Origin of the sequence: Streptomyces anthophorae, from assembly GCF_049310305.1 — a bacterium.
Taxonomy (GTDB): Bacteria; Actinomycetota; Actinomycetes; order Streptomycetales; family Streptomycetaceae; genus Streptomyces.
In genome coordinates this window covers 5,262,648-5,289,319 of record NZ_JBLWQQ010000001.1, presented here as the reverse complement: position 1 = coordinate 5,289,319, position 26,672 = coordinate 5,262,648, and the positions used below count along the sequence as shown (strand labels likewise).

Genomic DNA, 26,672 nt, shown 5'->3' with positions numbered 1-26,672 from the left:
CGTTCGGGACGGTTTCCCGACCGGTTTCATCCGGTGCCGAAACCGATCGCCGTGTACCGCCTGCCGCCGTCCGCATAGGGCTCGCCGATCAGGGGCTGGCCGAGGAACAGTCTGCCCTTGGAATAGCGGAATTCGGAATTCGAGCGGCCCGGCGCGATGCCATTGATCATGTCCCGGACGGCCGGGGTCGCCGGAGTCTCCAGGAGCGTCGACCGCTTCATGGTGCGGGGGTCGATCGTGACGATCCGGCTGCCCTTGTCGGCGGACCCCGTCGTGAACGCCAGGATGTTCCCGCCGTCCATGCGCACCGGGAAGATCTCGCGGCGGCCGCCTCCGGTGACGCGGTCGCCGGTGCGCCTGCCCGACTCCAGTGAGTAGGACACGATCTCGTTGGCCGGACCCGCGGCGCCGCCGCTCTCGCGCGGCCGGGTCGCGAGATAGATCCGCCCATTGCCGACGGTGATCTTCGCGCAGCCCTCGGTCTTTCCGACCTCGCAGGCGAAGTCGTACTTCCGGGGGTCGACGGAGATCCTGCTCGCGACCCCGCCGCGGCTGTTCAGGGCGAATACGTCGGTGATGGTGCCCGCCTGGTCGGCGCCCCTTCCCACGCCGAAGACGACCGGCTTGGTGGAAAGGACCTTGACGTCGGCGAGGCCCGAGGCGAGCTTGTGGGACCACTTGGGCTGGCCCGTCACCGGGTCGATGAGCTGGACGTCGTACGTCGCGTTCCTGCCGTAGGTGCCGCATTTGCGGACCGTCACGAGCTGGGCGCCGCCGTGGTAGCCGAGGTCCTGGCATTCCCCCGTATCGGGCTGCCACAGGATGCGGCCCGTCTTGACGTCGAAGGCGGCGCCGCCGTCGAGGCCGCCGCCCGCCGCGAGCGTGTTGCCCGTCAGGGAGAGTTCCTCGAAGATCCGCCGGTTCGAGCCCTGGCCGAGGCTCTGCGTCCAGAGCTTGTGCCCCGTGTTGACGTCGAAGACCGTGATCTGGCTGCACGGCCTGTGGTCGCCGTTCGCGGGCCGCTTGCCCGCCTCGCTGACCACGGCCGCGAGCGCGCCGTCGGTGACGCTGTCCGTCCCCGCGCACGTCTGCCCCGACAGCGGGAGGGTCCAGGTCTTCTCGCCGCTCGCGGCGTCGTACCCGACGAGCTGGTTCACGCCCGCCTTGGCGTACGTCTTGTCGGTCAGCCAGGAGCCCTGGACGCTGTCCACCTGCCGCTTCGCCACCTTCGGCGCGGGCAGCCGCAGCGTCACCCCCGCCGACGGGTCGGCCGGGGCCCGCTCCGCCTCGGAACCGCCGAAGCCGTCGCCGCCCTTGTCGCCGCCGTCGGCGCCCACGCCGGGGTCGTCGCCGGACCTCGACGCGTAGAGGAAGCCGCCGCCGACGATCAGCACGAGGGCCACCACCGCGGCGCCGATGACCAGCGCGAGCGGCGGCACCTTGCTGCGGGCGGGCGGCCGCGGGGGGCCGTACTGGGGCTGCTCGTACGGCTGTTGCCGCGCCAGGCGGGCCCGGACCTCGGGCGGGAGCGGTGTGCGCAGCGTGCCGTAACCGGGAGCGGTGTACGGCGGCATGGGCGGTGGGGCGCCGAACTCGCCCTGGGGGGACGGGGGTTCGTTCGGCCGACGGGGCGGGGGTGGCTGGGTCATGACCTGGGTACCTCGGGGACGTTGAGTTTCGGCAAGGCCAGTCGCCGTGGGCCGGACCGCACGTTCTCGTCCCGGCGGCCCTTTTCTATCACTCGCGTCTGTCACTCGCCGCCGACAGGCAACGGGCCGGCCCGTCCCCGTACCCAGGGGAGGACCGGCCCGCGGTGCGCCGCGCTACGCGTCCTCGGCCAGCTCCAGCCAGCGCATCTCCAACTCCTCGCGCTGCGCGACCAGATCACGCAGTTCCGCGTCGAGCTTCGCGACCTTCCCGAAGTCGGTGGCGTTGTCCGCGATCTGCGTGTGCAGCTTGGCCTCCTTCTCGGAGATCTTGTCCATCTGCCGCTCGACCTTCTGGAGTTCCTTCTTCGCGGCCCGCGCATCGGCGGCGGAGGGCCCCGCCTTCTCGGCCGCGGCGGGGGCGGCCGCGGGGGCGGGGGACGCGGCCTCGATCATCCGCTGCCTGCGCTCCAGGTACTCGTCGACGCCGCGCGGCAGCATCCGCAGCGTGGCGTCGCCGAGCAGGGCGTACGTGTTGTCGGTGGTGCGCTCCAGGAAGAACCGGTCGTGGGAGATGACGACCATCGAGCCGGGCCAGCCGTCGAGCAGGTCCTCCAGCTGCGTCAGCGTCTCGATGTCCAGGTCGTTCGTCGGCTCGTCGAGGAAGAGCACGTTCGGCTCGTCCATGAGCAGGCGCAGGATCTGGAGCCGGCGCCGCTCGCCGCCGGACAGGTCGCCGACCGGCGTCCACTGCTTGTCCTTCGCGAAGCCGAACTGCTCGCACAGCTGGCCCGCGGTCATCTCGCGGCCCTTGCCGAGGTCGACGCGGTCACGGACCTGCTGGACGGCCTCCAATACGCGCAGGGAGGCGGGCAGTTCGGTCACGTCCTGGGAGAGGTACGCGAGCCGTACCGTCTTGCCCACGATGATCTTCCCCGCCTCGGGCTGGACGTCGCCCTGGCTGCGGGCGGCCTCGTCGAGGGCGCGCAGCAGGGACGTCTTGCCCGCGCCGTTCACGCCGACCAGGCCGACGCGGTCGCCGGGGCCGAGCTGCCAGGTCAGGTGCTTGAGCAGCACCTTCGGTCCCGCGGTGACGGTCACGTCCTCGAGGTCGAAGACGGTCTTGCCGAGCCGGGCGTTCGCGAACTTCATCAGCTCGCTCTTGTCACGCGGCTCCGGGACGTCAGCGATCAGCTCGTTGGCGGCCTCGATGCGGTAGCGCGGCTTGGAGGTACGGGCCGGGGCGCCGCGGCGCAGCCAGGCCAGCTCCTTGCGCATCAGGTTCTGCCGCTTGGCCTCCTCGGTCGCGGCGATCCGCTCCCGCTCGGCGCGCGCGAACACGTAGTCCGAGTAGCCGCCCTCGTACTCGTAGACGTCGCCCTTCTGCACGTCCCACATGCGGGTGCAGACCTGGTCGAGGAACCAGCGGTCGTGCGTGACGCAGACGAGGGCGGAGCGGCGGGCCCGCAGGTGCTGGGCGAGCCAGGCGATGCCCTCGACGTCGAGGTGGTTCGTCGGCTCGTCGAGGACGATCAGGTCCTGTTCGGCGATGAGCAGCTTGGCGAGCGCGATACGGCGCCGCTCGCCGCCGGAGAGCGGGCCGATCACGGTGTCCAGGCCCTGCGGGAAACCGGGCAGGTCGAGGCCGCCGAAGAGGCCCATGAGCACGTCGCGGATCTTCGCGCTGCCCGCCCACTCGTGGTCGGCCATGTCGCCGATGACCTCGTGGCGGACGGTGGCCTTCGGGTCGAGCGAGTCGTGCTGGGTGAGCACGCCGAGGTGCAGGCCGCCGCTGTGGGTGACGCGTCCGGTGTCCGCCTCCTCCAGCTTGGCGAGCATCCGGATCAGGGTCGTCTTGCCGTCGCCGTTGCGCCCCACGACGCCGATCCGGTCGCCTTCCTGTACGCCGAGGGAGACGCCGTCGAGGAGGGCACGGGTGCCGTAGACCTTCGAGACGTTCTCGACGTTGACCAGATTGACTGCCATTTCGCTCCGCTCCGGGGGGTGGGCCACGGGTGTGGGCCAGTCTTCCAGCGTAGTCGGCTCACCGATGGTGTCGGCCACCCGTTCCCCCGGCCACGGGGCTCCGCCCCGGACCCCGCGCCTCAATCGCCGGCGGGGCTGATCTTGCCGAACCGGCGTTACGGTCTCGGGGCTCCGCCCCGGACCCCGCTGCTCAATCGCCGCAGGGGCTGATCTTGCCGAACCGGCGTTGCGCTCTCGGGGCTCCGCCCCGGACCCCGCTGCTCAATCGCCGCAGGGGCTTGATGTGCCCACCCGCCGCGGGCAATCGCCCGGGCGCCCGTCCCCTCCGGGAGCGTCGGCCTCACGGGGTGCCGCAGCCGACTTGGGCAATCTGCCGCCTTGGGCGGCAGGGTGGGCAAGGCGGCGGCCGGTGCCGCGGGACGATGGGACGGGCCCGAGCCACGGGGGGGGAAAGCTCAGCGGGGTGCGGCGCCCGGCGGCGGAACCTCCAGGTCGACCGCGTCCCGCAGCAGTGCGCGGGCGCGGTCGAGCGCGGTGGTGCCGCTGAGCCAGCGTTCACTGAGGCCCTCGACGAGGGCGGTGAGGCGCTCCGCCGCGGCCTCGGGGTCCGTTTCCGGGGCCGCGAGCCCCGACCCCTGGGCCTCGCGGATCAGGTTCGCGACGTCGTCCGCCCAGCGTGCACTCGCCGCGGCCAGCTGCTCCCGCAGGTCGGGGTCGAAGACGGCGGTGGCCCGCAGTTCGCCCCAGGCCGCACTGTTCTCCCGCACCTCCGGGTCGTCCCGCAGTTCCAGCAGGAGCAGGTCCGTGAGCCGCGTACGGGGGTCGGCGGCGGTCTTCAGGGCGGCGTCGGTGTAGTCGACGGCCCGCTGGTTGATGAACTCCAGGGTCGCGCGGAGAAGTCCGGCGCGGCCCTTGAAGTGGTAGTAGATCAGCGCCGTCGAGACACCGGCCTCGGCGGAGACCTCCTCGACGCGCAGTCCGCGCACGCCGCGGCGGGCGATCAGGCGGGCGGCGGCCCGGAGTATCTGGGTCGGTCGGTCGGGCACTGCTCGCTCCTGGAACTCCTGGGCTTCGGCCGGTGGCCGGGCTCCATGATGCCTTACGCTCGAAACTGACCAAATTTTCAGTCAGGGAGAACTACCCATGGGGATGTCCCGTCGGCGGACACTGCGAGCGGCGCTGACGGCCGGTATCGGCGGGGCGCTCGCCGCGTGCGGCACGGGGAGCGGCGGCGGAGCGCCGACGGGCGGGCGGTCCAGCGCCCCGGCCGCGGCGGCGACGGGTCCAGGCCTGCGGATGCCCGACGAGGCGCATCCGCACGAGCTGACGTACATGTCGTGGCCCACCCGTCGGATCTGGGGCTCCGACATCGCCGGGGTGCGGGCCGACATCGCCGGGATCGCGCGGGCGGTCGCGGAGTTCGAGCCGGTGGCGCTGCTCGCCAACGAGCGGGACGTGACGGCGGCCCGGAAGGCGTGCGGCTCCGGGGTGGAGGTGGTGCCGATCCCGGTGGACGACCTGTGGATGCGCGACACCGGCCCGAACTTCGTGCTGGGGGACGACGGGATCGCCGGGGTCGATCTCAACTTCAACGGCTGGGGCGGCAAGCAGACCCACGGCCGCGACGGCGACGTGGCCCGCGAGATCCTCTCCGACGAGGACATCCGCCGGATCAAAGCGCCGATCACCGGCGAGGGCGGCTCCATCGAGGTGGACGGGCGGGGCACGCTCATGGCCACCGAGAGCTCACTGGTCAACGCCAACCGCAACCCCGGCAGGTCCCGCGCCGACATCGAGCAGGCGCTCAAGGCGCTGTTCGGCGTGACCACGGTGATCTGGGTGGACGGCGTCCGCGGCGAGGACATCACCGACTTCCACATCGACGCCCTCGCCCGGTTCTCCGAGCCCGGGGTGGTGGTCATGAGCACCCCGGACGAAGAGGCTCCGCGGGACGTCTGGACCGACGCCTACGACCAGGCCCGCGGCGTCCTCGACAAGGCGGTGGACGCCCGGGGCGAGGGCTTGGAGATCGTGGAGCTGCCCGAACCGGTCGACATCGGCCGCCGCGGCGAGGGCTTCCTCGCCAGTTACGTGAACTACTACGTGGTCAACGGCGGGGTGGTGATGCCCCGCTTCGGCGACCGGCGGGCGGACCGGGAGGCTGCGGCCGTGGTGCGCGAGCTGTATCCGGGCCGGGAGGTCGTCCAGGTCTCCGTCGACACGCTCGGCGAGGGCGGGGGCGGCATCCACTGCTCGACGCAGCAGATGCCCAAGGCCCGCTGAGGCGGCGTCCGCTCAGAGGAGGGTGGCGCCCGGCGCGGGCGACGGCGCCACCCGCACGGACCGGCAGGTTCCGGACGCCGCGAGGGTGTCGGCCACCTGGCGCGCAGCGGACTCGTCGGCCGTGAGGAACGCCGTGGTCGGGCCCGAGCCGGAGACCAGTGCGGCGAGCGCGCCCGCCGACCTGCCCGCCTCAAGGGTGTCCTTCAGGGACGGGAAGAGGGAGAGGGCCGCGGGCTGGAGGTCGTTGGTGACCGTGGCCGCGAGGGCCTCGACGTCGCCGGTGCGCAGCGCCGCCAGGAGGGCGGGCGCGGCGACGGGGTCGGGGGCGTCGGGGCTGAGGCGGTCGAACTCGCCGTACACCGCCGGCGTGGACAGGCCGCCGTCCGCCGCCGCGAACACCCACCAGAACTCGCCGCCCACGTCGAGGAGTTCGAGCTTCTCGCCGCGCCCGGTACCGAGCGCCGCCCCGCCGACCAGGCTGAACGGCACGTCGCTGCCCAGCTCGGCGCAGATGTCGAGGAGTTCCTCGCGGGAGGCGTTCGTGCCCCAGAGCGCGTCGCAGGCGAGCAGCGCGCCCGCCGCGTCCGCGGAGCCGCCCGCCATGCCGCCGGCGACGGGGATGTCCTTGGCGATGTGGATACGTACGTCGGGGGCGATGCCGTACCTGCGCCCCAGCTCGGCGGCCGCGCGCGCGGCCAGGTTCGTGCGGTCAAGGGGAACCTGGTCGGAGCCGGGGCCCGTGCAGGTGAGGGCGAAGGAGTCCGCCTCCGACACCGTCACCTCGTCGTAGAGGCCGACGGCGAGGAAGACGTTCGCCAGGTCGTGGAAGCCGTCCGCGCGGGCGCCACCGACGGCGAGCTGGACGTTGACCTTGGCGGGGACGCGAACGGTCACACTCACTTGTTCCCGGCCTCCGCGATACGGGCGAACTCGTGGACGGTGAGCGCCTCGCCGCGCGCCTGCGGGGAGACGCCCGCCGCGACGAGCGCCTCCTCGGCGGCCTGCGCCGAACCCGCCCACCCGGCGAGCGCCGCGCGCAGCGTCTTGCGGCGCTGGGCGAAGGCGGCGTCGACGACCGCGAAGACCTCTTGCCTGGACGCGGTGGTGGGGATCGGCTCGGTGCGGCGCACGAGGGAGACGAGGCCGGAGTCGACGTTCGGGGCGGGCCAGAAGACGTTGCGGCCGATCCGGCCGGCGAGCTTGACCTCCGCGTACCAGTTGGCCTTCACGGACGGGACGCCGTAGACGCGCGAGCCGGGTCCTGCGGCGAGCCGGTCGGCGACCTCGGCCTGCACCATCACGAGGGTCCGCTCGATGGTCGGGAAGCTCTCGAGCATGTGGAGCAGGACGGGGACCGCGACGTTGTACGGAAGGTTCGCGACGAGGGCCGTGGGCTCGGGGCCCGGCAGGTCCGTGACCTGCATCGCGTCCATGTTGACGAGGTCGAAGGAGTCCTTCTTGGCCGGGATGCGGGCCGCGATGGTCGCGGGCAGGGCCGAGGCCAGTACGTCGTCGATCTCCACGGCCGTGACGTGGCGCGCCGCTTCGAGGAGGGCGAGGGTGAGCGAGCCGAGGCCGGGTCCCACCTCTACGACGGCGTCGTCCTCGGTCACTTCCGCGGTGCGGACGATGCGGCGGACGGTGTTGGCGTCGATCACGAAGTTCTGGCCGCGCTGCTTGGTCGGCCGGACGTTCAGCGCCGCGGCGAGTTCGCGGATGTCCGCGGCGCCGAGGAGGGGGCCCTGGGGGTCACTGGTGCTCACCGTTCAAGGGTAGCGGGGCCCTGCCGGGGGGCTGCCCGTGACGTGGTCGCGGCCGCGGGGCTCCGCCCCGGACCCCGCTGCTCAATCGCCGCAGGGGCTTAATAGATCAAGCCCCGCCGACGATTGATCTATCAAGCCCCGCCGGCGTTTGAGGCGCGGGGTCCGGGGCGGAGCCCCGAGGCCGTGACACCGGTGCCGCGCCCCCCTACAGTCGCGCCCCGCAATGCGGCCACGGCGTCGCCCCCCGGCTGACGTACAACTTCTTCGCCCGGTAGGTCTGCTCCGCCGCCGGCGCGTCCTGGGGGCGGCCCGAGCCGCCGAGCCTCTGCCACGTCTGGGTGTCGAACTGGTAGAGGCCGCCGTAGGTGCCGGTGGCGTCCGTGGCCCCCGGCCGGCCGCCCGATTCGCAGGCCGCGAGCCCCGACCAGTTGAGGGAGTCCGCCCCGGCCACGGACGTCGGCATCGGCTTCGTACCGACCCTGACCTGCTGCGTACGCGGCTCCCGTACGACCTCCTGCCGCACGCGGCGCGGCTTCCCCTTGACCCCGTTGACGGTGCGCACCGAGTACGTGACCCGCTTCATGCCCGGCTCACCGACCCGCGTGACGACCTCCGTGCCCTGGAACTGCGAGGCGTCCTCCGTGCGCTCGGTCGCGTACGGGATCGGCTCCTCGCGGACCTCCTTCTCCCCCGTCACCCGCATCACGGTGATGACCTGCCCGTCGCGCGGAAAGCTGCTCTGCGGCACCGATGTGGTGTCCTGCCCGCGCAGCGTGACGCCCGCGTCCTCGACGGCCTCGCGCACCGTCGCCGCGTTGGTGCGGATGGTGCGGCGGTTGCCGTCGGCCATGATCGTGACGCTGCGTTCGGTGCGTACGTCGAGGTCGAGCCCGTGCCGGGCGATGCGCTGCGAGCGCGAGGCCGAGACGTACGCCCCCTCCGCCCGCACCCCGAGCTGTCTGAGCGCCCCGTGCACGGTCCGCGCCGTCGTCCACACCTCTCGGCGCTGCCCGTCGAGGGTGAGCCGGACGGGGCGCCCGTAGTGGACCGCGACCTCGTCCCCGCTGGCCAGCGCGGTCCCCTCGCCGGGCGCCACGACGTCGTGGTCGCCGACGTCCACGCCCTCGTCGGCGAGGAGTTCGGTGACGTCGTCGGCGAAGGTGTGCAGGGTGCGCTCCTTGCCGTCGACGCTGAGGTGGATCGCCTTGTCGTCGGCGACGAACGCGGAGGTGCCGCCCGCGAGGAACGCGACGACCAGCGCCTGCGGCAGCAGCCTGCGCAGCGACTCGGGGCGCCGCGCCACCTTCTTGCGGCGCGCGGCGCGCCGCGCGGCGGCCCGCCCGCCGGACGGCGCCGGGGCGTCGACCTGGGTCTCCGCCTCGTACGTCCGGTACGGCGGCTCATACCGCTCGTACGTCTCCTGCGGCGTAATGCTCACGACGACGCTCCAGGCACTCACGGGTTCCGGCCCCCGGGGAGGGGCGGATCGGGCGAGCAGAACCTAGCGGAGCGTTCGTCACCCTCCAAAGCACCACGGTTACTCTGCGTGGCGACTTTGCCCGGAGCTGGGCGGCCGCGAGCGCCCGCGACCGTTATCGCTCAGTAATCGAAGGCCCGCGCGGTGTTGGCGGAGACCGACGTCGCGAGGGCTTCCTCCGTGACGCCCAGGACCCCGGCCATGGCCCGCAGCGTGACCGGAATGAGATACGGGGCATTAGGCCGACCGCGGTACGGGGCGGGCGTCAGGAACGGCGCGTCCGTCTCGACGAGGACCAGTTCGAGCGGGGCCACCGCGAGCGCGTCGCGCAGCGGCTGCGCGTTCTTGAACGTCACGTTCCCCGCGAACGACATGAAGTAGCCGTTCTCCGCGCAGATTTGGGCCATGTCCGCGTCACCGGAGTAGCAGTGGAAGACGGTGCGCTCGGGCGCGCCCTCCTCCTTCAGGACGCGTAGCACATCGTCGTGCGCCTCACGGTCGTGGATGACGAGCGCCTTGCCGTGCCGCTTGGCGATCTCGATGTGCGCGCGGAAGGACCTCTCCTGGGCGGCCTTGCCCTCGGGTCCTGTACGGAAGTAGTCGAGGCCGGTCTCGCCGACGCCCTTCACCTGCGGGAGGGCTGCGAGCCGGTCGATCTCGGCGAGCGCCTCGTCGAGCCCGGCGTCGCCCAGCGGCTCCCGCGCGCCCTGCCGGGACCAGCCGTCGGGGTCGCCGTGCACGATGCGCGGCGCTTCATTGGGGTGCAGGGCGACGGTCGCGTGCACGCGCGCGTGCTCCTCGGCCACGGAGGCCGCCCACCGTGAGCCCGCGAGGTCGCAGCCCACCTGGACGACCGTGGTCACCCCCACCGACGCCGCCTTGGCGAGGGCCTCCTCCACAGTGCCCTCCTGCATGTCCAGGTGGGTGTGGGAGTCGGCGACCTCGACCTCGAGGGGCGCGGGCAGCGGCGGCGGGGTGACGTCCTTGGTGCTGGGGCTCATGCCCCGATCCTACGAACCCGGTGTCACTCGTCCCGCTTGTGGTGGCTGAAGGGGTGCAGCAGGTCCGACAGGTGCCAGTGGTGCCCCTCGCGCTCCGCCGACTCCGGCTCCGGCACCTCCACCGGGCCCACCTGCGGCGTGCGGTGCTGCTGCAACGCGTCGCGGGCCGAGGAGACCCGCCCCGAGCGCATGATGCGCACGACGTGCCCCCCGCAGTTCACACAGGTGGGCCGGGTCAGCGGCGACGGCACCCGCTCCCCCTTGACCACGTACATCACGAACTCCGCACCCTCCCCGTCGACGTGGTGCTCGATCTCGTAGGACTGCTCCCAGCCGTGCCCGCACCGCATGCAGGCGAAGGCGTACGCCTCGTGAACGATGGCTGTCGCGGCGCTGCGATTGGGGACCGGGGGCGTCTGTGCACCAATGGCTGTCTTGGAGACTGCGAACTCGCTCATGCCAGCTCCTCTTGCCCGCTGGACAAACGCTGCTCTTCAGCAGCGTGGGGACGGGTGCGTCCCCTTCAACCAGTGGACGCCTCCGCTGGGCCGAGCGCAAAAGCCCTGTCGACTATTGGATCCGATTTGGTCTTTCCCTGCCGAAACGGGCCGGGCGCGCGGTCTTCGCTTTGCTTTTCAGGTTAGTCCTTTACGTCCCTATGGGGCGGTCCGCGCCGCATTCTTTGCCGCCACCACGGCATCGAACACCTCGCGCTTGGGCAGCCCGGCGTCGGCGGCCACCGCGGCGATGGCCTCCTTGCGACGCTCCCCGGCCTCCTCCCGCACGTGCACCCTGCGCACCAGCTCAGCGGGGGTGAGGTCGTCCGCGGACTTCTCCGGCGCGCCCTCGACGACGACCGTGATCTCGCCCCGTACGCCCTCGGCGGCCCACTCGGCGAGCTCCTTCAGGGGGCCGCGCCTGACCTCCTCGTAGGTCTTGGTGAGCTCGCGGCACACGGCGGCGCGGCGGTCCTCGCCGAAGGCCTCCGCCATCGCGGCGAGGGTGTCGTCGAGGCGGTGCGGGGCCTCGAAGTAGACGAGGGTGCGGCGCTCCTCCGCGACCTCCTTGAGGCGGGAGAGCCGCTCGCCCGCCTTGCGCGGCAGGAAACCCTCGAAGCAGAAGCGGTCGACAGGCAGGCCGGACAGCGCGAGGGCGGTCAGCACGGCGGAGGGGCCCGGCACGGCCGTGACCCGGATGTCCCGCTCGACGGCAGCCGCGACGAGCCGGTAGCCGGGGTCGGACACGGACGGCATCCCCGCGTCCGTCACGAGCAGCACCCGCGCCCCGCCGGCCAGCGCCTCGACGAGCTCCGGCGTGCGCGCCGACTCGTTGCCCTCGAAGTACGACACGACACGCCCGCCGACCTGCACCCCGAGCGCCTGCGTGAGCCGCTTCATGCGCCGGGTGTCCTCGGCGGCGACGACATCGGCGGTGGCCAGCTCCCGGGCAAGGCGCGGCGGCGCGTCCGACACGTCACCGATCGGGGTGCCCGCGAGCACGAGGGTTCCGGTGGACTCGGGGGATTCTGCGGTTCCTGTCACGTTTCCAGTCTCGCAGGAGCGGGCGACAGGACTCGCACAGTCGTGTTCCCTACGATGGCGCGCGTGACCAGTACCGCGTCGTCGTCCGGGGCGACTCCGACCAGCGCACCGACCGAGCAGGCCGCCAGCACGGAGCCGCAGCAGTCGTCGTGGCTGCGCGGGCTGCGCAGGTACGGATACCGGGCGCAGGCCAGAGACGGTGCCGTGGGCGCGCGCCTGGTGCCGCCGTTCCCGCCGCTCGGGGGCCGCCTGTGGGCGTCCTTCGGGCTCAGCCGCTTCTCCGCCGCCCAGGCGGAGCGGATCGTTGGCTGGGTCGGGCCGCTGCTCGTCACGCTCGTCGCGGGCCTCTCCAGGTTCTGGAATCTGGGCAGCCCGAAGGCCGTGATATTCGACGAGACGTACTACGCGAAGGACGCGTGGGCGCTCATCCACCGCGGCTTCGAGGTGAACTGGCCCAAGGACGCCAACGACAAGATCCTGGCCACGGGCGGAAACGTACCGATCCCGCACGACGCCTCGTACGTCGTGCATCCGCCGGTGGGCAAGTACGTCATCGGCATCGGCGAGTGGATGTTCGGGTTCGACCCGTTCGGCTGGCGGTTCATGACGGCGGTCCTCGGCACGCTGTGCGTGCTGATGGTCTGCCGGATCGGCCGCCGCATCTTCCGCTCCACGTTCCTCGGCTGCCTGGCGGGCGCGCTGCTCGCGGTCGACGGGCTCGCGTTCGTGATGAGCCGCACCGCGCTGCTCGACTCGATCCTGGTCTTCTTCGTGGTGGCGGCGTTCTGCTGTCTGATCCTCGACCGGGAGCGCACGCGCGGGCAGTTGGCCGCCGCACTGCCCGTGGACGAGCACGGCCTTCCGCACCCCGACACCGAGGTCGCCGAGTCCCTGCGGCTCGGATGGCGCCCCTGGCGGCTGCTCGCCGGGCTCTGCCTCGGGCTCGGCGCCGCCACGAAGTGGAACGGCTTCATCTTCCTGGCCGCCTTCGCGCTCATGTCGGTGCTGTGGGACGTGGGTTCGCGGCGGGTGGCGGGCGCCGAGCGCCCCTACCGCGCGGTCCTGAAGCGGGACGTCGTCCCGGCGTTCCTCTCGACGGTCCCCGTGGCCGTCGCCACGTACGTGCTGTCCTGGCTCGGCTGGATCCTCTCCCCCACCGACGGCTCCGGCGGCTACTTCCGCGACTGGGCGGCGACCGACGGCAAGGGCGGCAGCTTCACCTGGCTGCCGGACTGGGTGCGCAGCCTGTGGCACTACGAGCACGAGGTGTGGAACTTCAACACCACGCTCAGCTCGCCGCACACCTACCAGTCCAACCCGTGGAGCTGGATGGTCGACGGCCGCCCCGTCTCGTACTTCTACGAGTCGCCGAAGCCGGGCGCGCAGGGCTGCCCCACCGACGCCGCCGAGAAGTGCGCCCGCGAGGTCCTCGCCCTCGGCACGCCGCTGCTGTGGTGGGCGGCCTGCTTCGCCCTCCTGTACGTGCTGTGGCGCTGGTTCTTCCGCCGCGACTGGCGGGCGGGCGCGATCCTGTGCGGCATCGCGGCCGGCTACCTCCCCTGGTTCAACTACCAGGAACGGACGATCTTCTACTTCTACGCGGTCGTCTTCGCCCCGTTCCTCTGCCTGGCCCTCGCGATGATGCTCGGCGCGATCATCGGCAAACCGGGCTCACCGGAGCGGCGGCGGGTGATCGGCGCGGCGGGCGCGGGCGCGCTGGTGCTGCTCATCGCGTGGAACTTCATCTACTTCTGGCCGATCTACACGGGCGACGCGATCCCGGTCGACTCGTGGCGTTCACGGATGTGGTTGGACACCTGGGTCTGAGTCGGTTTCGGTCAGCTTTGTGATCTCAATCCGGACACCTTCGGACATCATCTATAGAACTCGCGGCACTTGGGGCACCCCCCGTGCTTACAGTCCCTTCCGTAAACCTGGGGAGGGGAGCGCGTCATGCGCAAGGGGGTCAAGATCGCCATCGTCGGCGGGGTGTTCACCGTCATGGTCGGGGGCGCGGGGTACGCGGGGTACAACCTCGTCACGGCGGTCACGGGCGGGAACACCGTGGCGTCGCAGGGATCCGAGTACAAGTCCGGGCCGCCGAGCGGCGACGAGGTGAAGGAGACCTCGGAGCAGTTCCTCGCGGCGTGGGCGAAGAACGACGCGGCGGCCGCGGCACGGCTGACGGACTACGCCGACAACGCCATGCGCGTGCTCGAGGACTGGCACGACAAGGCGCACGTCACGCACACCGAGCTGACGCCGACGAAGGCGGAAGGACCGAAGGTCGCCTTCCACGTCAAGGCGACCGTCACGTACGGCAAGAAGACGAAGACGCTGTCGTACGACTCCTCGCTCACGGTCGTCCGCGGGCACACCACCGGGCGGGCCCTCGTGGACTGGTCGCCGGCCGTGGTGCACCCGGCGATGAAGAAGGGCGACACGCTCGTCACCGGTGAGGCGACGGTGCCGGCGATCGAGGCCGTCGACCGCGACGGCACGGTGCTGACCAAGGGCACGTACCCGTCCCTCGGCCCGGTCCTCGACCAGCTGCGCGCCAAGTACGGGGACTCCGCCGGTGGTTCGTCCGGGATCGAGACGTACGTGGAGCACACCGACGCGAACGGGGAGCCGACCACCGCGAAGACGCTGCTCACGCTCGCCAAGGGCAAGCCGGGCAAGCTGCGCACGACGATCAGCGCGACCGCGCAGGCGGCCGCCGAGCAGGCGGTGAAGAAGTACCCGGAGTCGTCCGTGGTGGCGGTCGAGCCCTCCACCGGTGAGGTGCTCGCGGTCGCCAACGAGGCGAAGGGCGAGTTCAACGCGGCGTTCCAGGGCGGCAACGCGCCCGGCTCGGTCATGAAGATCGTCACCGCGGCCGCACTGATCGACAACGGTGTCACCTCGGCGAACGGCCCGGCCCCCTGCCCCGATTCGGCGGTCGCGCTGAGCCAGACCTTCCACAACCTCAAGGGCCTGCGGCCCAACGAGAACGCGACGCTGGCCGACAGCTTCGCCCGGTCCTGCAACACCGCCTTCATCAAGCTCTCCGACGACCTGGGCGCCGCGAAGTTCGCCGCCGAGGCGGAGGACCGGTTCGGGCTCGGCAAGGACTGGAAGACGGGGATCGTCTCCCGTGACGGTTCGGTGGACATGCCGGGCGACTCCGACGACGCCGCCGCGCTGATCGGTCACGGGCAGGTCAAGGTGAACCCGTTGAACATGGCCTCGGTCACGGCGACCGCCGTCACCGGCACCTTCCGTCAGCCGGTCCTCGTCTCCCGGAAGGTCGACGACCACCCCCTCGCCACGGCGAAGGGCCTCAAGCCGGGCACCTCCGCCCAGTTGCGGCAGATGATGCGGCTGACCGCGACCAGCGGCACCGCCGCCGCGGCCATGGCGGGCGTTCCGGGCGACAAGGGCGCGAAGACCGGCTCCGCCGACGTCGACGGCCAGGGCAACGCCAACTCCTGGTTCGCGGGCTACAGCGGCGATGTGGCGGCCGCGGCGACGGTGCCCCGCGGCGGGCACGGCGGGGACGCGGCGGGGCCCATCGTGGCGGCCGTGCTGCGGGCCGGCTCGTAGCTCCCGTACGCGGCGACTACGGGCCGGAGCGTAGTTCCCCTACGAATCCGGGCGCCTGGCGGTGAATCCACGCATCGCCAGTCGTTACCACGTCGTTCTGTCCTACGGAAAGTGCGTTCAGGGCCACCCCGTACCCTGGGCCACCCGTAGATCTCCGGAGGACTCAGGTGGGCAGCAGAGGCAAGCGTCGCGATGAGCCGCGACGCAACACGAACGCCCTGGTGATCGGTGGCGTCGCCGCCGTCGCCGTCATCGGGGCCGGCGTCGGCGCGTACGCGCTGATCGGGAGCGGTGGACAGGCGGGCAGCACCTCGGCCTCCGCCGCCGACGACAAGCCCGAGATCCCGAAGGGGCCGCCGACCGCCAAGGAGGTGCGGGCCGTCGCCGACGGTTTCCTCACCGCCTGGCAGCAGGGCGAGACCGCGAAGGCCGCCGCGTACACGAACGACGCGGCGACCGCGAAGAAGGCGCTCGCAGGCCTCACCAAGGACGCCCACCTCACCGATCTGAAGCTCGCTCCCGGCACCCGCAAGGGCGCCGAGGTCCCCTTCCACGTCACGTCCACGGTCGACTACAAGAAGGGCGGCGGCTCGGACTCCGGGCTGACCAAGCCCTTCGCGTACGACTCCTCGCTGACCGCCGAGCGCCGCAAGAGCGACGGCAAGGTCCTCGTCGACTGGAAGCCCTCCGTCGTCCACCCGGACCTCAAGGAGGGCGACCACCTGGAGACCGGCGAGGCCGGCGATCCGCCGGTCAAGGCCGTGGACCGGGCAGGGAACGAGCTGGACGCGAAGAAGTACCCCTCGATCGGCACCATCGTCGACGGACTGCGCGAGAAGTACGGGAAGAAGGCGGGCGGCACGGCCGGCGTCGAACTGCGCGTCGTGCGGGGCAAGTCCGCGAAGAAGTCCGAGGACAAGAACGCGCTGCCCGACAAGACGCTGCTCACGCTCTCCAAGGGCACCCCGGGCACCGTGAAGACGACGCTCGACCCGGCGCTCCAGGCCACCGCCGAGGAGCAGGTGAAGAACAGCAAGAAGGCCTCGGTCGTGCTCGTGAAGCCGTCGACCGGCGAGATCCTCGCCGTCGCCAACTCCGACCGCGGCTTCAACACGGCGTTCCAGGGCTCGCTCGCGCCCGGCTCCACGATGAAGGTCATCACGGCGTCGATGCTGCTGGACAAGAAGATCACGGACGTCGACAAGAAGCACCCGTGCCCGAAGTACTTCACGTACGGGCACTGGAAGTTCCAGAACGACGACAAGTTCCAGATCAAGAACGGCACGTTCAAGTCGAGCTTCGCCGCGTCCTGCAACACGGCCTTCATCAGCCAGGCCCCCAAGCTCGACAACGACTCGCTGACCAAGCAGGCGCAGCAGGTCTTCGGCCTCGGCATGAACAACTGGTCGATCGGGGTGCCGAGCTTCGACGGCGCGGTGCCGGTGATGTCGGACGCGCAGATGGCCGCCTCGCTGATCGGGCAGGGCGGCGTCCGGATGAACCCGCTGAACATGGCCTCGGTGGCGGCGACCGTGAAGGCGGGCGCCTTCCACCAGCCGTACCTGGTCTCGCCCGACTTCGACGACCGGACGCTGGCGAAGGCCGCGAAGCCGATCTCCGCCTCGACGGCCTCGAAGCTGCGGGAGCTGATGCACTACACGGCGATCGCCGGCACGGCCGTGAAGCCGATGTCCGGGCTCGGCTCCGACATGGGCGCGAAGACCGGTTCGGCGGAGGTCGACGGGCAGAAGGACCCCAACGGCTGGTTCACGGCCTGGCGCGGGGACCTCGCGGCGGCGGCCGTGGTGCAGCAGGGCGGGCACGGCGGCGACTCGGCGGGCCCCGTCGTCCGCAAGATGCTGCTCGCGGGCAGCTGACCGGGCGGCCGTCCGCGTGGCGGACCGCACCCCGAAACGGGGTCGCGTGTCCCGTACACGTAGGGCTAGCGTGCGGCGCATGACGACAGCGGAGAGCAGCAACAGCAGCACGGCGGCGCACCCCCGGTTCGCCGAGGCCGTCACGGCGATGGGCCTGGCCGACCTCCTTCCGCGGGCGCGGCGCTTCCCCGAGGCGACCCGCACCGCGCAGGAGGCGGCCGACGCGATCGGCTGCGAACTGAGCCAGATCTGCAAGTCGTTGATCTTCGCGGCGGACGGCGTGCCGGTGCTGGTCCTGATGGACGGCGCCTCGCGCGTCGACCTGGATCTCGTACGCGACGAGCTGGGCGCCGAGAAGGTGACCCGCGCGAAGGCGGATGTCGTCCGGGAGTTCACCGGCTACGCGATCGGCGGCGTGCCGCCCTTCGGCCACGCGAACAAGACCCGCGTCCTCGCCGACCGGTCCCTCCTCGCGCACGACACGGTGTGGGCGGCGGCCGGCAGTCCCTACGCCGTCTTCCCCATGGGACCCAAGGAGTTGATCTCGCACGCGGGCGCCGCGCTCGTGGACGTGCGCGCATGACTCCCCTGGTCGCCGCGGCGGTGCTGCTCGCCGCGGTGACCCACGCCTCGTGGAACGCGCTGGCCCACCACATCACGGACAAACTGGTCGGCTTCACGCTGATATCGGGTGGCGGCACGCTGATCGGGCTGGCACTGGCGGTGTTCGCGCCGATCCCGGCGGCGGGCGCGTGGCCGTACCTGATCGCCTCGGCACTTCTCCACATCGCCTACTACGCCCTCCTCATGACCTCGTTCAAACTGGGCGACTTCGGGCAGGCCTATCCGATCGCGCGGGGCACGGCGCCGCTCGTGGTGACGGTCCTCGCGGCGGTCTTCGCGGGCGAGGTGCCGGGCGGCTGGCAGGCGGCGGGCGTCGCGGTGTCCAGCGCGGGGCTCACCGGTCTCGCGCTGTGGGGGCTGCGGGGGTCGGGGCGGCGGCCGGACTGGCGAGCGCTTGGCGCGGCGCTGGCGACGGGCGTGGCGATCGCGTCGTACACGGTGGTGGACGGGTTGGGCGTCCGCGCCTCGGGGTCGTCCCTCGGGTACATCGCGTGGCTGATGATCCTGGAGGGGATCGCGGTGCCGGTGTACGCGGCGTACCGCTGGCGCGGTGAACTGGTGCGGCGGTTGCGGCCGTTCGCGTGGCGGGGCCTCCTTGGCGCGGCGCTCTCCGTCGCCGCGTACGGACTGGTCCTGTGGGCCCAGACCCGGGCGGACCTGGCCCCGATCTCGGCCCTCCGCGAGTCCTCGATCATCGTCGGGGCGGCGATCGGCGCGATCTTCTTCAAGGAACGCTTCGGCGCACCAAGGCTTTTTGCGGCGGGTGTGGTGGTCACCGGGATCGGGTTGATGCTGGCTCATTGAAGCCCCTGCGGCGATTGAGCAGCGGGGTCCGGGGCGGAGCCCCGAGGCGTCAACCACGTAGGGCCATGAACCCACTGCTGACCGCGGTCGTCCCACCGTCGACCGGAAGCACCACACCTGTCACCCACGCCGCATCGCGAGACGCGAGGAACGCCACCGCCGCCGCGATGTCGGCCGGCTCCCCGACCCGGCCCAGCGGATACAACCGCCGCATCGCGTCGAGCTGCTCGTCCCGCCCCTCCCACGCCGCGGTCCGCACGGTGCCCGGTGCCACGAGATTGACCCGGACGCCGCGCGGCCCGGCATGGCCCGCGAGCGTACGGGTCAGGGAGCCGAGCCCGGCCTTCGCCGCGCTGTACGCGTGGTTGCCGAAGTCCTGGATCCCGTTGACGGAACCGATGTTGACGATGGCGCCGCGGCCGGAGGCGACCAGGTGCGGCAGCGCGGCGCGGGCGCAGCGGTAGGCACCGGTGAGGGTGATGTCGAGGTCGCGGGCCCACACCTCGTCGTCCTCGTCCTCGAAGAGCGGCGCGTCGGGTTGGCAGGAGTACGCGTTGTTGACGAGGACGTCGAGCCGCCCGAACACCTCGACGGCGTACGCGACCGCAGCCTCGACGGACGTCCTGTCCCCCACGTCGCACGTGAACTCCCGCGCGTCGCCGCCCAGTTCACGAATGACGGCGGCTGCCTTCTCGGCGGCATCCCGGTCGACATCCGTGACCAGCACCTGCGCCCCCTCCTCCGCGAGCCGCCGCGCGGTCGCGGCGCCGATGCCGCGCCCGGCGGCGGTGACCAGAACCCCGTACCCCTTGAAGCGCTCCATGCCCCGACGCTACCCGCCCACCCTCTCGGGGTGATCCCCCAGTGGCCTCTCAGGGGTCAACCAGGGGGATTCCCGATCGAGTTGAGGACCCGGGCGGGCGGAGGATCGGGGCATGAAGACAACACAGCGCACGCCCCTCCACCCGCTTCTCGTCGGTCCCGTGCTGTTCGCCGCCTACGGCGGGATCCGGATTCTCGACGGGCTCGACGGGGAGCGCGGGCCCGGGGTCGCCTGGACGGTCGGGCATCTGTGCTTCGTCGCCGCGCTCGGCTTCTTCGTACGCGGGTGGGCGGCGGCCCGTCGGCGGTTCACCGGGCGGCGCGACCAGTGGGCCGTCGTCGGCCTCGGGGCCGTCGTGGCCGGGGCGATCGCCCTGACGGTGCAGTTCGGGGTGGACCTCGTGACCGGGCTGATGGCCGCCAACCACGCCGAGATGGCCGAACTCAGCGACACGTTCGGCCAGTTGCCGGGCGCGGAGGCGCTGTTCTACTCCTTCGGGCCGATGCTGTTCTTCGTCGGCCAGGTGATCCTGATTCTGCGCCTGTTCGCGCTGCGCGCGGTACCGCTGTGGGCGCCGTGCCTGGTGTTCGCCGCGACGCTCGCCCCGTTCGGCAGCAAGGACCTGATGCCGGTGGCGGCGCTGCTCCTGCTGGCCGGTTACGCGCCGCTGTGGCTCGGCGCCGCGAGCGCCTCCCGCACCGCCCTCACCAGCGCCTGAGCCCGTGGGTCCGCCGTGACGCCCTTCTGCATTCCGTTCGTCACGTAGCCGAACGCGATGCCGGTCTCCGGGTCGGCGAAGCCGAGGGCGCCGCCACGGCCCGGGTGGCCGAAGGAGTTCGGGGAGAGGAGCGGGGAGGCGATGCCGTGGAGCATGTAGCCGAGGCCGAAGCGGGACGGGGCGATGAGGGTGCGGTCGGGGCCCGAGGAGGCTTCGGCGCGGGCGAGTTGGGTGGTCTCCGGGGTGAAGAGGCGGGTCCCGTCCGCCACTTCGCCGATGAGTGAGGCGTAGAAGCGGGCCAGGCCCTCGGCCGTGCCGATGCCGTTGGAGCCGGGGAGCTGGGCCGCCCGGTACGCCGGGTCGTTCTCGTCCGCCGCGGGGGCGATCGTGCCGAAGGCGCGGCTGGTGAGCGAGTCCGGGTTCGCGTACGCCTCCGCGATGGCGCGCTTGGGGCGCGAGCGCGGGCCGCCGGTGGGCGGGGGTTCGACGGGGCCGACGCGGCCGACCCGGTGGGCCTGCGCGTCAGGGAGGCCGATCCACAGGTCGGCGCCGGCCGGACCCGCGATCTCCTCGGCGACGTACTCGCCGATCGACCGGCCCGAGACGCGCCGCACCAGCTCGGCCGTCAGCCAGCTGTACGTCTGCGCGTGGTAGCCGTGGGCGGTGCCGGGGGCCCAGAAGGGTTCCTGCGCGGCGACCGCGGCTGCCGCGAGGTCCTGGTCGGCGGCCTCGGCGACGGTCAGCGGTCGGTCGAGTGCGGGCACGCCCACCCGGTGCGCGAGCACGTCCCGTACGCGGGCGTCCTCCTTGCCGTGCGCCTTGAACTCGGGCCAGTACGAGCCGACGGGCGCGTCGAGGTCGAGTTCGCCGCGCTGGTGGAGCAGGAGCAGTGCCGCCGCCGCGATCCCCTTGGTGCCGGAGCGGAGGATCTGGGCGGTGTCCGGCTGCCAGGCCGCGTCCCCGTCGACGTCCCGGGTGCCCGCGTACAGGTCGATGATCCGGCGGCCGTCCCGGTAGACGACGAGCGCGGCGCCACGTTCACCGCGGGCCGTGAAGTTCTCGCCGAAGGCGGTGCGTACGCCTTCGAATCCGGGGGCCGTCGTGCCGTTCACTGCGATGTCCACGCAGGGTGCAACAGGGGGCGCCGTCCCCGCATTCCGGATGATCGATCAAACCGCCTTGCGCGCCACCGACCTCGGATCGAACCCGAACGGCAGCTCCAGCCGGTGCGCCGCCATCAGGTCCTCGTCCACCAGCAGGTCGCCCGTCGCCCCGTCCGCCGCGATCGTGCCGTCGCTGAGGATCACCGCGCGCGGGCACAGCTCCATCGCGTACGGCAGGTCGTGCGTGACCATGAGGACCGTGACGTCCAACGAGCGCAGGATGTCGGCGAGTTCGCGGCGCGAGGCCGGGTCGAGGTTGGAGGACGGCTCGTCCAGGACGAGGATCTCCGGCTCCATGGCGAGGACGGTCGCGACCGCGACGCGGCGGCGCTGGCCGAAGGAGAGGTGGTGCGGGGGCCGGTCCGCGAACTCCTCCATGCCGACCAGGGCGAGGGCCTTGCGGACCCGTGCCTCCAGCTCCGGGCCCTTCATGCCCGCCGCCGCGGGGCCGAACGCGACGTCCTCGCGGACCGTCGGCATGAACAGCTGGTCGTCCGGGTCCTGGAAGACGATGCCGACCTTGCGGCGGATCTCCGCCATGTTCTTCGCGGAGACGGGCAGCCCGGCCACCGTCACCGTGCCCGCGCCGCCCGTCAGGATGCCGTTGAGGTGCAGGACGAGGGTCGTCTTGCCCGCGCCGTTCGGCCCGAGGAGCGCGACCCGCTCGCCCTTGCCGATGCGCAGGTCCACGCCGAAGAGGGCCTGGTGCCCGTCGGGGTAGGCGAAGGCGAGCCCGCGTACGTCCAAAGAAGCAGCGGGAGCAGCCGCGGAAGAAGATGCAGAAGAAGTCACAGCGCCCATCCCATCAAGCACACCACGAGCGCCGCACCCGGCAGGGTCAGCGCGTACGACCACTGGGTCCTGGTCGCCGCCAGATCGTCGATCACCGGCATCGACCCCGCGTAGCCACGGCTGACCATCGCGAGGTGCACCCGCTCCCCGCGCTCGTAGGAGCGGATGAACAGGGCGCCCGCCGACTTGGCGAGCACGCCCCAGTGCCGTACGCCCTTCGCCTCGAAGCCGCGCGACTCCCGGGCGATCTTCATGCGGCGCATCTCGTCGGTGATCACATCGCCGTAGCGGATCATGAACGAGGCGATCTGGACGAGGAGCGGGGGCAGCTTCAGGCGTTGCAGGCCGAGGATCAGTTCGCGCAGTTCGGTGGTCGAGGCGAGCAGGACCGCCGCGGCGACGCCGAGGGTGCCCTTGGCGAGCACGTTCCAGGCGCCCCACAGTCCGCTCTCGCTCAGCGACATCCCGAGCACCCGCACCCGCTCGCCCTCGGCCACGAACGGCATGAGGACGGCGAAGGCCACGAACGGGACCTCGATCAGGAGGCGCTTCAGCAGGAAGCCCGCCGGGACGTGCGCCGCGTACGCGACGGCCGCGAGCAGCACCGCGTACAGGCCGAAGGCCCACATCGCCTCGCGCGGCGTGGAGACGACGACGAGGACGAAGCAGAAGACGGCGGCCAGCTTGGTGTGCGGCGGCAGCGCGTGCACGGGCGAGGTCCCGGCACGGTAGAGCTGGTGGGCGTGGCCCGCGCCCATGTCAGGACACCTTTTCCTGCGCCGCCGGCACCTCGGTCGAGGCCGCGTCGCTCGTGCGCCGCCTGCGCAGCGCCCAGAAGATCCCGGTGCCCGCGACGACGGTGACGCCGACGCCGATGATCCCGGCGAGGCCGCCGGAGAGGCGGCCGTTGGAGATGTCCTTCACGCCGTAGTCGGCGAGCGGGGATTCGGAGGAGGCGTGCTCCTTCGTCTTCTGGTCGATGCCCTTGTCGTGGGCGACCTTCTCCAGTCCGTCGGGGTCGGCCGAGGCGTAGAAGGAGACGAAGCCGGCGAGGACCACGGAGGCGGCCAGGCCGATGGCCCAGACCTTGCGGTGCGAGCGGGCGGCAGCCACCGGAGCCGCCGCGGGCGCGTCGACCAGTTCCCCGTTCACCCTCAGTTTCAGCGGCTGGTGCAGGCCCCGGGCCCCGTACACGAGGTCGGGCCGCACGGCCACGACGGCGCCGACGGTGAGCGCGGTGATCACGGCCTCGCCGATGCCGATGAGGACGTGCACGCCGACCATCGCGGTGGCGACCTTGCCGATGGAGACGTCGGTCGTCCCCCCGATGGCGTAGATCAGGGTGAAGACGACGGCGGCGGCCGGGACGGACAGCAGCGCCGCGACGAAGGACGCCACGGTGATCGAGCGGCGGGTGCGCGGCAGCAGCTTCACGAGGCCGCGGAAGACCAGGTAGGCGACGACCGTCGTGGTGATCGCCATGTCGGTGATGTTCACGCCGAGCGCGGTCAGGCCGCCGTCGGCGAACAGCACGCCCTGCATGAGAAGGACCACGGACACACAGAGGACCCCGGTGTAGGGGCCCACGAGTATCGCGGCCAGCGCCCCGCCCAGGAGATGTCCGCTGGTGCCCGCCGCGACGGGGAAGTTGAGCATCTGCACGGCGAAGATGAACGCCGCGACGAGGCCGGCGAGCGGCGCGGCCCGCTCGGAGCCCAGCTCGCGGCGGGCGCCGCGCAGGCTGACGGCGACGGCGCCCGCGGCGACGACGCCCGTGGCGGCCGACACGGGGGCGTTGATGAATCCGTCAGGGACATGCATCGTTCGATGATAGAGGCTTGTTGCGAATGCCTTGCAAGAGCCTCCCGGCACCAATTGGCCCCGATCTTCCCCGGTCGTCCCTGGTCTGTACACCTCTACATATGCGACATTTGTGAACATGACGGTTGTCGAGCAGTACGTAGAGCAGTACGCCCGGGCGCGAGTCGTCACCGACTCCCCCGAGGCGCACCGGGCGGTCCCCGTCGTACTGCGCCACGAGGGCGGCACGGTCCGTGTCGCCCTGCCCGGCTCCGGCGAGTGGGGGGCCTTCCCCCGCGACCTCCTCGAAAGCGGACTGCGCACCCCGGTCTCCGGCGGCACCGTCCGGATCTGGCCGTGCGGGCGCGTCCAGACGGTCATCGAGTTCCACGCCCCGCACAAGCCGAGCGGGGTGACGGTCGTGCAGTTCGACACGAAAGCGCTGGTCCGCTTCCTGCGCCGCACCCACACGGCCGTCACCCCGGCCCGAGCCCCTCAGGGCGTCACGCGCTGACGAGCTCCCGGTCCTCCTCGGGACGCTGATCGCCGGAAGCCGTCCGCAGGCCCTCGCCCTCGACGTCCACGTTCGGCAGCACCTTCGCCAGCCACTTCGGCAGCCACCAGGCCTTCTTGCCGAGCAGCGCGAGCACGGCGGGCACGAGCGTCATGCGCACGATGAACGCGTCGAAGAAGACGGCGATGGCGAGGCCGAAGCCGATCATCTTCACCATCTGCTCCGAGCTTCCGATGAAGCCCGCGAAGACCGCGATCATGATGACCGCCGCGGCCGTGACCACCCGCGCCCCGTGCCGGAACCCGGTGACGACGGCCTGCGCGGGCCGCTCGCCGTGCACGTACGCCTCCCGCATCCGGGTCACGAGGAACACCTCGTAGTCCATCGCGAGGCCGAAGACCACGCCCACCATGAAGATCGGCATCATCGACATGACCGGACCGGTCTGCTCGACGCCGAACAGCGAGCCGAGCCAGCCCCACTGGAAGACGGCGACGACCGCGCCGAGCGCCGCGAGAACCGAGAGCAGGAAGCCGAGCGCCGCCTTCAGCGGAACCAGGACGGACCGGAAGACCACCATCAGGAGCAGGAACGCGAGGCCGACGACGAGCGCCAGGTACGGGATCAGCGCGTCGTTGAGCTTCTGCGAGACGTCGATGTTCATGGCGGTCGAGCCGGTGACGCTCAGCTCGGCGCCGGTGTCCGCCTTGATGTCCTTGCCGGCGTCACGGATGTCGTGCACGACGTTCTCGGTGTCGACCGACGACGGCTTGTACTTCGAGACGACGCTGATGACGGCGGTGTCCCCCGCCTTGTTGAACGTCGCCGGGGTGACGGCCGCGACGCCGTCCGTGCCCTTGATCTCGCGGACGACCTCGGAGACGGCGGCCTTCGGGTCGGCCGCGCCCTTGGCGTCGACGACCGTCATGAGCGGCCCGTTGAAGCCGGGCCCGAAGCCCTCGGAGAGCAGGTCGTACGCCTTGCGCTGGGTGGTGCTGGTGGGCTGCGAGCCGTCGTCGGGCAGGCCGAGTTCGAGCGAGGCGACCGGGACGGCCATGGCGCCGAGGCCGAGGATGCCCGCGATCAGGACGGTGACCGGGCGGCGCAGCACGAAGCGGGCCCAGCGGGTGCCCATGTTGACCTTGGGCTCCTTCTGCTCGCCCAGATCCTTGCGGGCCTTGCGGCCGTGCACGCGCTTGCCGACGTAGCCGAGCAGCGCCGGGATCAGGGTGAGCGCGATGAGCACCGCGATGGCGACGGTGCCAGCGGCCGCGACGCCCATCTTGGTCAGCATCGGGATGTTGACGACGGCGAGACCGACGAGCGCGATGACGACGGTCAGGCCCGCGAAGACGACGGCCGAACCCGCGGTCCCGACGGCCCGCCCGGCCGCCTCCTCGCGCTCGCGGCCCTCGGCCAGTTCGGCCCGGTACCGGGACACGATGAACAGCGCGTAGTCGATGCCGACCGCGAGGCCGATCATCATCGCGAGCGTGGAGGTGGTGCTGCCCAGGTCGAGCACGTTGGCCAGCGCCGTGATGGTGGAGACGCCGATGCCGACACCGATCAGCGCGGTCAGCAGCGGGAGCCCCGCCGCGATCAGCGAGCCGAAGGTGATCACCAGGACGACGGCCGCGATCGCGATGCCGATGATCTCGGTGGCGCCGGTCTCCGGCATGGCCTGGAGCGCGTCACCGCCGACCTCGACGGTCAGACCGGTCTGCTTCGCCTCGTCGATGACGTCCTGGAGCGCGTCCCGGTCGGCATCGGTCAGCTCCATGGAGGAGACCTTGTACGAGGCCGACGCGTAGGCGATCCGCCCGTCCTTGCTGATCGTCTTGGCGGCGAACGGGTCCGCGACGGAGGCGACCTGCTTCGAGCTGGACTTGAGGGAGGCGACGGTGTCCTGGATGTCGGCCTTGTTGCCGGCGTCGGTGAGCTTCTCCCCCTTCGGCGCCTCGAAGACGACGCGGGCGGTGGCCCCGTCGGCGGCGGAGCCGGGGAAGCGCTGGTCGAGCAGGTCGAAGGCCTTCTGGGCCTCGGTCCCCGGTATGGAGAAGGAGCTGGAGGCCGCGGTCGGCGCGGAGGCGGCGCCCACGCCCGCGAGCGTGAGCAGGGCCACCCAGATCAGCGCGACGAAGTGCCGTCGACGGAAGGCGAGTTTGCCGAGTTTGTAGAGGAATGTGGCCACGGAGGCGTACTCCCGGTCAGGTCGTGGGTCCAACAGGACAGCAGGGCATGGGTGATCGGCCCGACGACATGAGCGGTTGTGCGT

General features: G+C 71.7%; 23 protein-coding genes. 8 read left to right on the top strand and 15 right to left on the bottom strand.

What is annotated here, in order from left to right; translation table 11 throughout:
• Nucleotides 1-26 precede the first annotated feature (26 nt).
• The 3 genes from ACNYS0_RS24165 to ACNYS0_RS24155 all read right to left on the bottom strand — a co-directional run bounded on the left by ACNYS0_RS24165 (nucleotide 27) and on the right by ACNYS0_RS24155 (nucleotide 4,678).
• Complete coding sequence (locus ACNYS0_RS24165; protein WP_422476577.1) at nucleotides 27-1,649, bottom strand: outer membrane protein assembly factor BamB family protein; 1,623 nt, start codon at nucleotides 1,647-1,649, stop codon at nucleotides 27-29.
• Nucleotides 1,650-1,823: 174 nt separating this feature from the next.
• Nucleotides 1,824-3,632, bottom strand: a complete 1,809-nt coding sequence (locus ACNYS0_RS24160) for an ABC-F family ATP-binding cassette domain-containing protein (RefSeq protein WP_422476576.1) — start codon at nucleotides 3,630-3,632, stop codon at nucleotides 1,824-1,826.
• Nucleotides 3,633-4,087: 455 nt separating this feature from the next.
• On the bottom strand, nucleotides 4,088-4,678 hold the full coding sequence (locus tag ACNYS0_RS24155) for a TetR/AcrR family transcriptional regulator (RefSeq protein WP_422476575.1): 591 nt from the start codon (nucleotides 4,676-4,678) through the stop codon (nucleotides 4,088-4,090).
• Between the two features lie 97 nt (nucleotides 4,679-4,775).
• Here ACNYS0_RS24155 and ACNYS0_RS24150 point away from each other — a divergent pair, with 97 nt between their 5' ends.
• A complete protein-coding gene (locus ACNYS0_RS24150) occupies nucleotides 4,776-5,915 on the top strand; it encodes an agmatine deiminase family protein (RefSeq protein WP_422476574.1) in 1,140 nt (379 codons plus the stop codon).
• 12 nt (nucleotides 5,916-5,927) lie between these two features.
• Here the strand turns inward: ACNYS0_RS24150 and ACNYS0_RS24145 are convergent, their stop codons facing one another.
• The 6 genes from ACNYS0_RS24145 to rsmI all read right to left on the bottom strand — a co-directional run bounded on the left by ACNYS0_RS24145 (nucleotide 5,928) and on the right by rsmI (nucleotide 11,697).
• Entirely contained in the window at nucleotides 5,928-6,815 is an 888-nt protein-coding gene (locus ACNYS0_RS24145; RefSeq protein ID WP_422476573.1) for a 4-(cytidine 5'-diphospho)-2-C-methyl-D-erythritol kinase, read from the bottom strand.
• A complete protein-coding gene (gene rsmA, locus ACNYS0_RS24140; RefSeq protein WP_422476572.1) occupies nucleotides 6,812-7,678 on the bottom strand; it encodes a 16S rRNA (adenine(1518)-N(6)/adenine(1519)-N(6))-dimethyltransferase RsmA in 867 nt (288 codons plus the stop codon). The genes ACNYS0_RS24145 and rsmA overlap by 4 nt, the downstream gene beginning before the upstream one ends.
• A 205-nt stretch (nucleotides 7,679-7,883) precedes the next feature.
• Nucleotides 7,884-9,137 carry a ubiquitin-like domain-containing protein gene (locus ACNYS0_RS24135; protein ID WP_461858912.1) on the bottom strand — a complete coding sequence of 418 codons (1,254 nt, stop codon included), beginning with the start codon at nucleotides 9,135-9,137 and terminating at the stop codon, nucleotides 7,884-7,886.
• A 140-nt stretch (nucleotides 9,138-9,277) separates the two neighbouring features.
• Entirely contained in the window at nucleotides 9,278-10,156 is an 879-nt protein-coding gene (locus ACNYS0_RS24130) for a TatD family hydrolase (RefSeq protein WP_422476571.1), read from the bottom strand.
• Between the two features lie 23 nt (nucleotides 10,157-10,179).
• On the bottom strand, nucleotides 10,180-10,614 hold the full coding sequence (locus tag ACNYS0_RS24125; RefSeq protein WP_422476570.1) for a hypothetical protein: 435 nt from the start codon (nucleotides 10,612-10,614) through the stop codon (nucleotides 10,180-10,182).
• Nucleotides 10,615-10,812: 198 nt separating this feature from the next.
• A complete protein-coding gene (gene rsmI, locus ACNYS0_RS24120) occupies nucleotides 10,813-11,697 on the bottom strand; it encodes a 16S rRNA (cytidine(1402)-2'-O)-methyltransferase (protein ID WP_422476569.1) in 885 nt (294 codons plus the stop codon).
• A gap of 63 nt (nucleotides 11,698-11,760) precedes the next feature.
• Between rsmI and ACNYS0_RS24115 the strand changes: the two genes are divergently transcribed.
• The 5 genes from ACNYS0_RS24115 (at nucleotide 11,761) to ACNYS0_RS24095 (ending at nucleotide 18,587) form a co-directional block, all read left to right on the top strand.
• Nucleotides 11,761-13,524, top strand: a complete 1,764-nt coding sequence (locus ACNYS0_RS24115) for a dolichyl-phosphate-mannose--protein mannosyltransferase (RefSeq protein WP_422476568.1) — start codon at nucleotides 11,761-11,763, stop codon at nucleotides 13,522-13,524.
• 126 nt (nucleotides 13,525-13,650) lie between these two features.
• Complete coding sequence (locus ACNYS0_RS24110) at nucleotides 13,651-15,282, top strand: penicillin-binding transpeptidase domain-containing protein (RefSeq protein ID WP_422476567.1); 1,632 nt, start codon at nucleotides 13,651-13,653, stop codon at nucleotides 15,280-15,282.
• Nucleotides 15,283-15,449: 167 nt separating this feature from the next.
• The gene (locus ACNYS0_RS24105; protein WP_422476566.1) at nucleotides 15,450-17,159 is read left to right on the top strand and encodes a penicillin-binding transpeptidase domain-containing protein; all 1,710 of its coding nucleotides are present in this window, start codon (nucleotides 15,450-15,452) and stop codon (nucleotides 17,157-17,159) included.
• Between the two features lie 79 nt (nucleotides 17,160-17,238).
• A complete protein-coding gene (locus ACNYS0_RS24100) occupies nucleotides 17,239-17,742 on the top strand; it encodes a YbaK/EbsC family protein (protein ID WP_422476565.1) in 504 nt (167 codons plus the stop codon).
• Nucleotides 17,739-18,587, top strand: a complete 849-nt coding sequence (locus tag ACNYS0_RS24095) for an EamA family transporter (protein WP_422476564.1) — start codon at nucleotides 17,739-17,741, stop codon at nucleotides 18,585-18,587. Before ACNYS0_RS24100 ends, ACNYS0_RS24095 begins: the two co-directional genes overlap by 4 nt.
• 49 nt (nucleotides 18,588-18,636) lie before the next feature.
• Here the strand turns inward: ACNYS0_RS24095 and ACNYS0_RS24090 are convergent, their stop codons facing one another.
• A complete protein-coding gene (locus tag ACNYS0_RS24090) occupies nucleotides 18,637-19,410 on the bottom strand; it encodes an SDR family NAD(P)-dependent oxidoreductase (protein ID WP_422476563.1) in 774 nt (257 codons plus the stop codon).
• Nucleotides 19,411-19,522: 112 nt separating this feature from the next.
• Between ACNYS0_RS24090 and ACNYS0_RS24085 the strand changes: the two genes are divergently transcribed.
• Nucleotides 19,523-20,128: a hypothetical protein gene (locus ACNYS0_RS24085; RefSeq protein WP_422476562.1), complete on the top strand. Its 606-nt coding sequence runs from the start codon at nucleotides 19,523-19,525 to the stop codon at nucleotides 20,126-20,128.
• On the opposite strand, the gene ACNYS0_RS24080 is transcribed toward ACNYS0_RS24085, so the two are convergent.
• Genes ACNYS0_RS24080 through ACNYS0_RS24065 form a run of 4 tightly spaced genes read right to left on the bottom strand, consistent with a single transcriptional unit; the run spans nucleotide 20,068 to nucleotide 23,904 of the window.
• A complete protein-coding gene (locus tag ACNYS0_RS24080; protein WP_422482764.1) occupies nucleotides 20,068-21,246 on the bottom strand; it encodes a serine hydrolase domain-containing protein in 1,179 nt (392 codons plus the stop codon). The two genes, ACNYS0_RS24085 and ACNYS0_RS24080, sit on opposite strands and share 61 nt — an antisense overlap.
• Before the next feature lie 51 nt (nucleotides 21,247-21,297).
• Entirely contained in the window at nucleotides 21,298-22,092 is a 795-nt protein-coding gene (locus ACNYS0_RS24075) for an energy-coupling factor ABC transporter ATP-binding protein (RefSeq protein ID WP_422476561.1), read from the bottom strand.
• On the bottom strand, nucleotides 22,080-22,841 hold the full coding sequence (gene cbiQ / locus ACNYS0_RS24070) for a cobalt ECF transporter T component CbiQ (protein WP_422476560.1): 762 nt from the start codon (nucleotides 22,839-22,841) through the stop codon (nucleotides 22,080-22,082). Before cbiQ ends, ACNYS0_RS24075 begins: the two co-directional genes overlap by 13 nt.
• A 1-nt stretch (nucleotide 22,842) precedes the next feature.
• Nucleotides 22,843-23,904: an energy-coupling factor ABC transporter permease gene (locus tag ACNYS0_RS24065; RefSeq protein WP_422476559.1), complete on the bottom strand. Its 1,062-nt coding sequence runs from the start codon at nucleotides 23,902-23,904 to the stop codon at nucleotides 22,843-22,845.
• Between the two features lie 118 nt (nucleotides 23,905-24,022).
• Between ACNYS0_RS24065 and ACNYS0_RS24060 the strand changes: the two genes are divergently transcribed.
• Nucleotides 24,023-24,397: an SsgA family sporulation/cell division regulator gene (locus ACNYS0_RS24060; protein WP_422476558.1), complete on the top strand. Its 375-nt coding sequence runs from the start codon at nucleotides 24,023-24,025 to the stop codon at nucleotides 24,395-24,397.
• On the opposite strand, the gene ACNYS0_RS24055 is transcribed toward ACNYS0_RS24060, so the two are convergent.
• On the bottom strand, nucleotides 24,387-26,588 hold the full coding sequence (locus ACNYS0_RS24055; RefSeq protein WP_422476557.1) for an MMPL family transporter: 2,202 nt from the start codon (nucleotides 26,586-26,588) through the stop codon (nucleotides 24,387-24,389). The two genes, ACNYS0_RS24060 and ACNYS0_RS24055, sit on opposite strands and share 11 nt — an antisense overlap.
• Nucleotides 26,589-26,672: the final 84 nt, after the last annotated feature.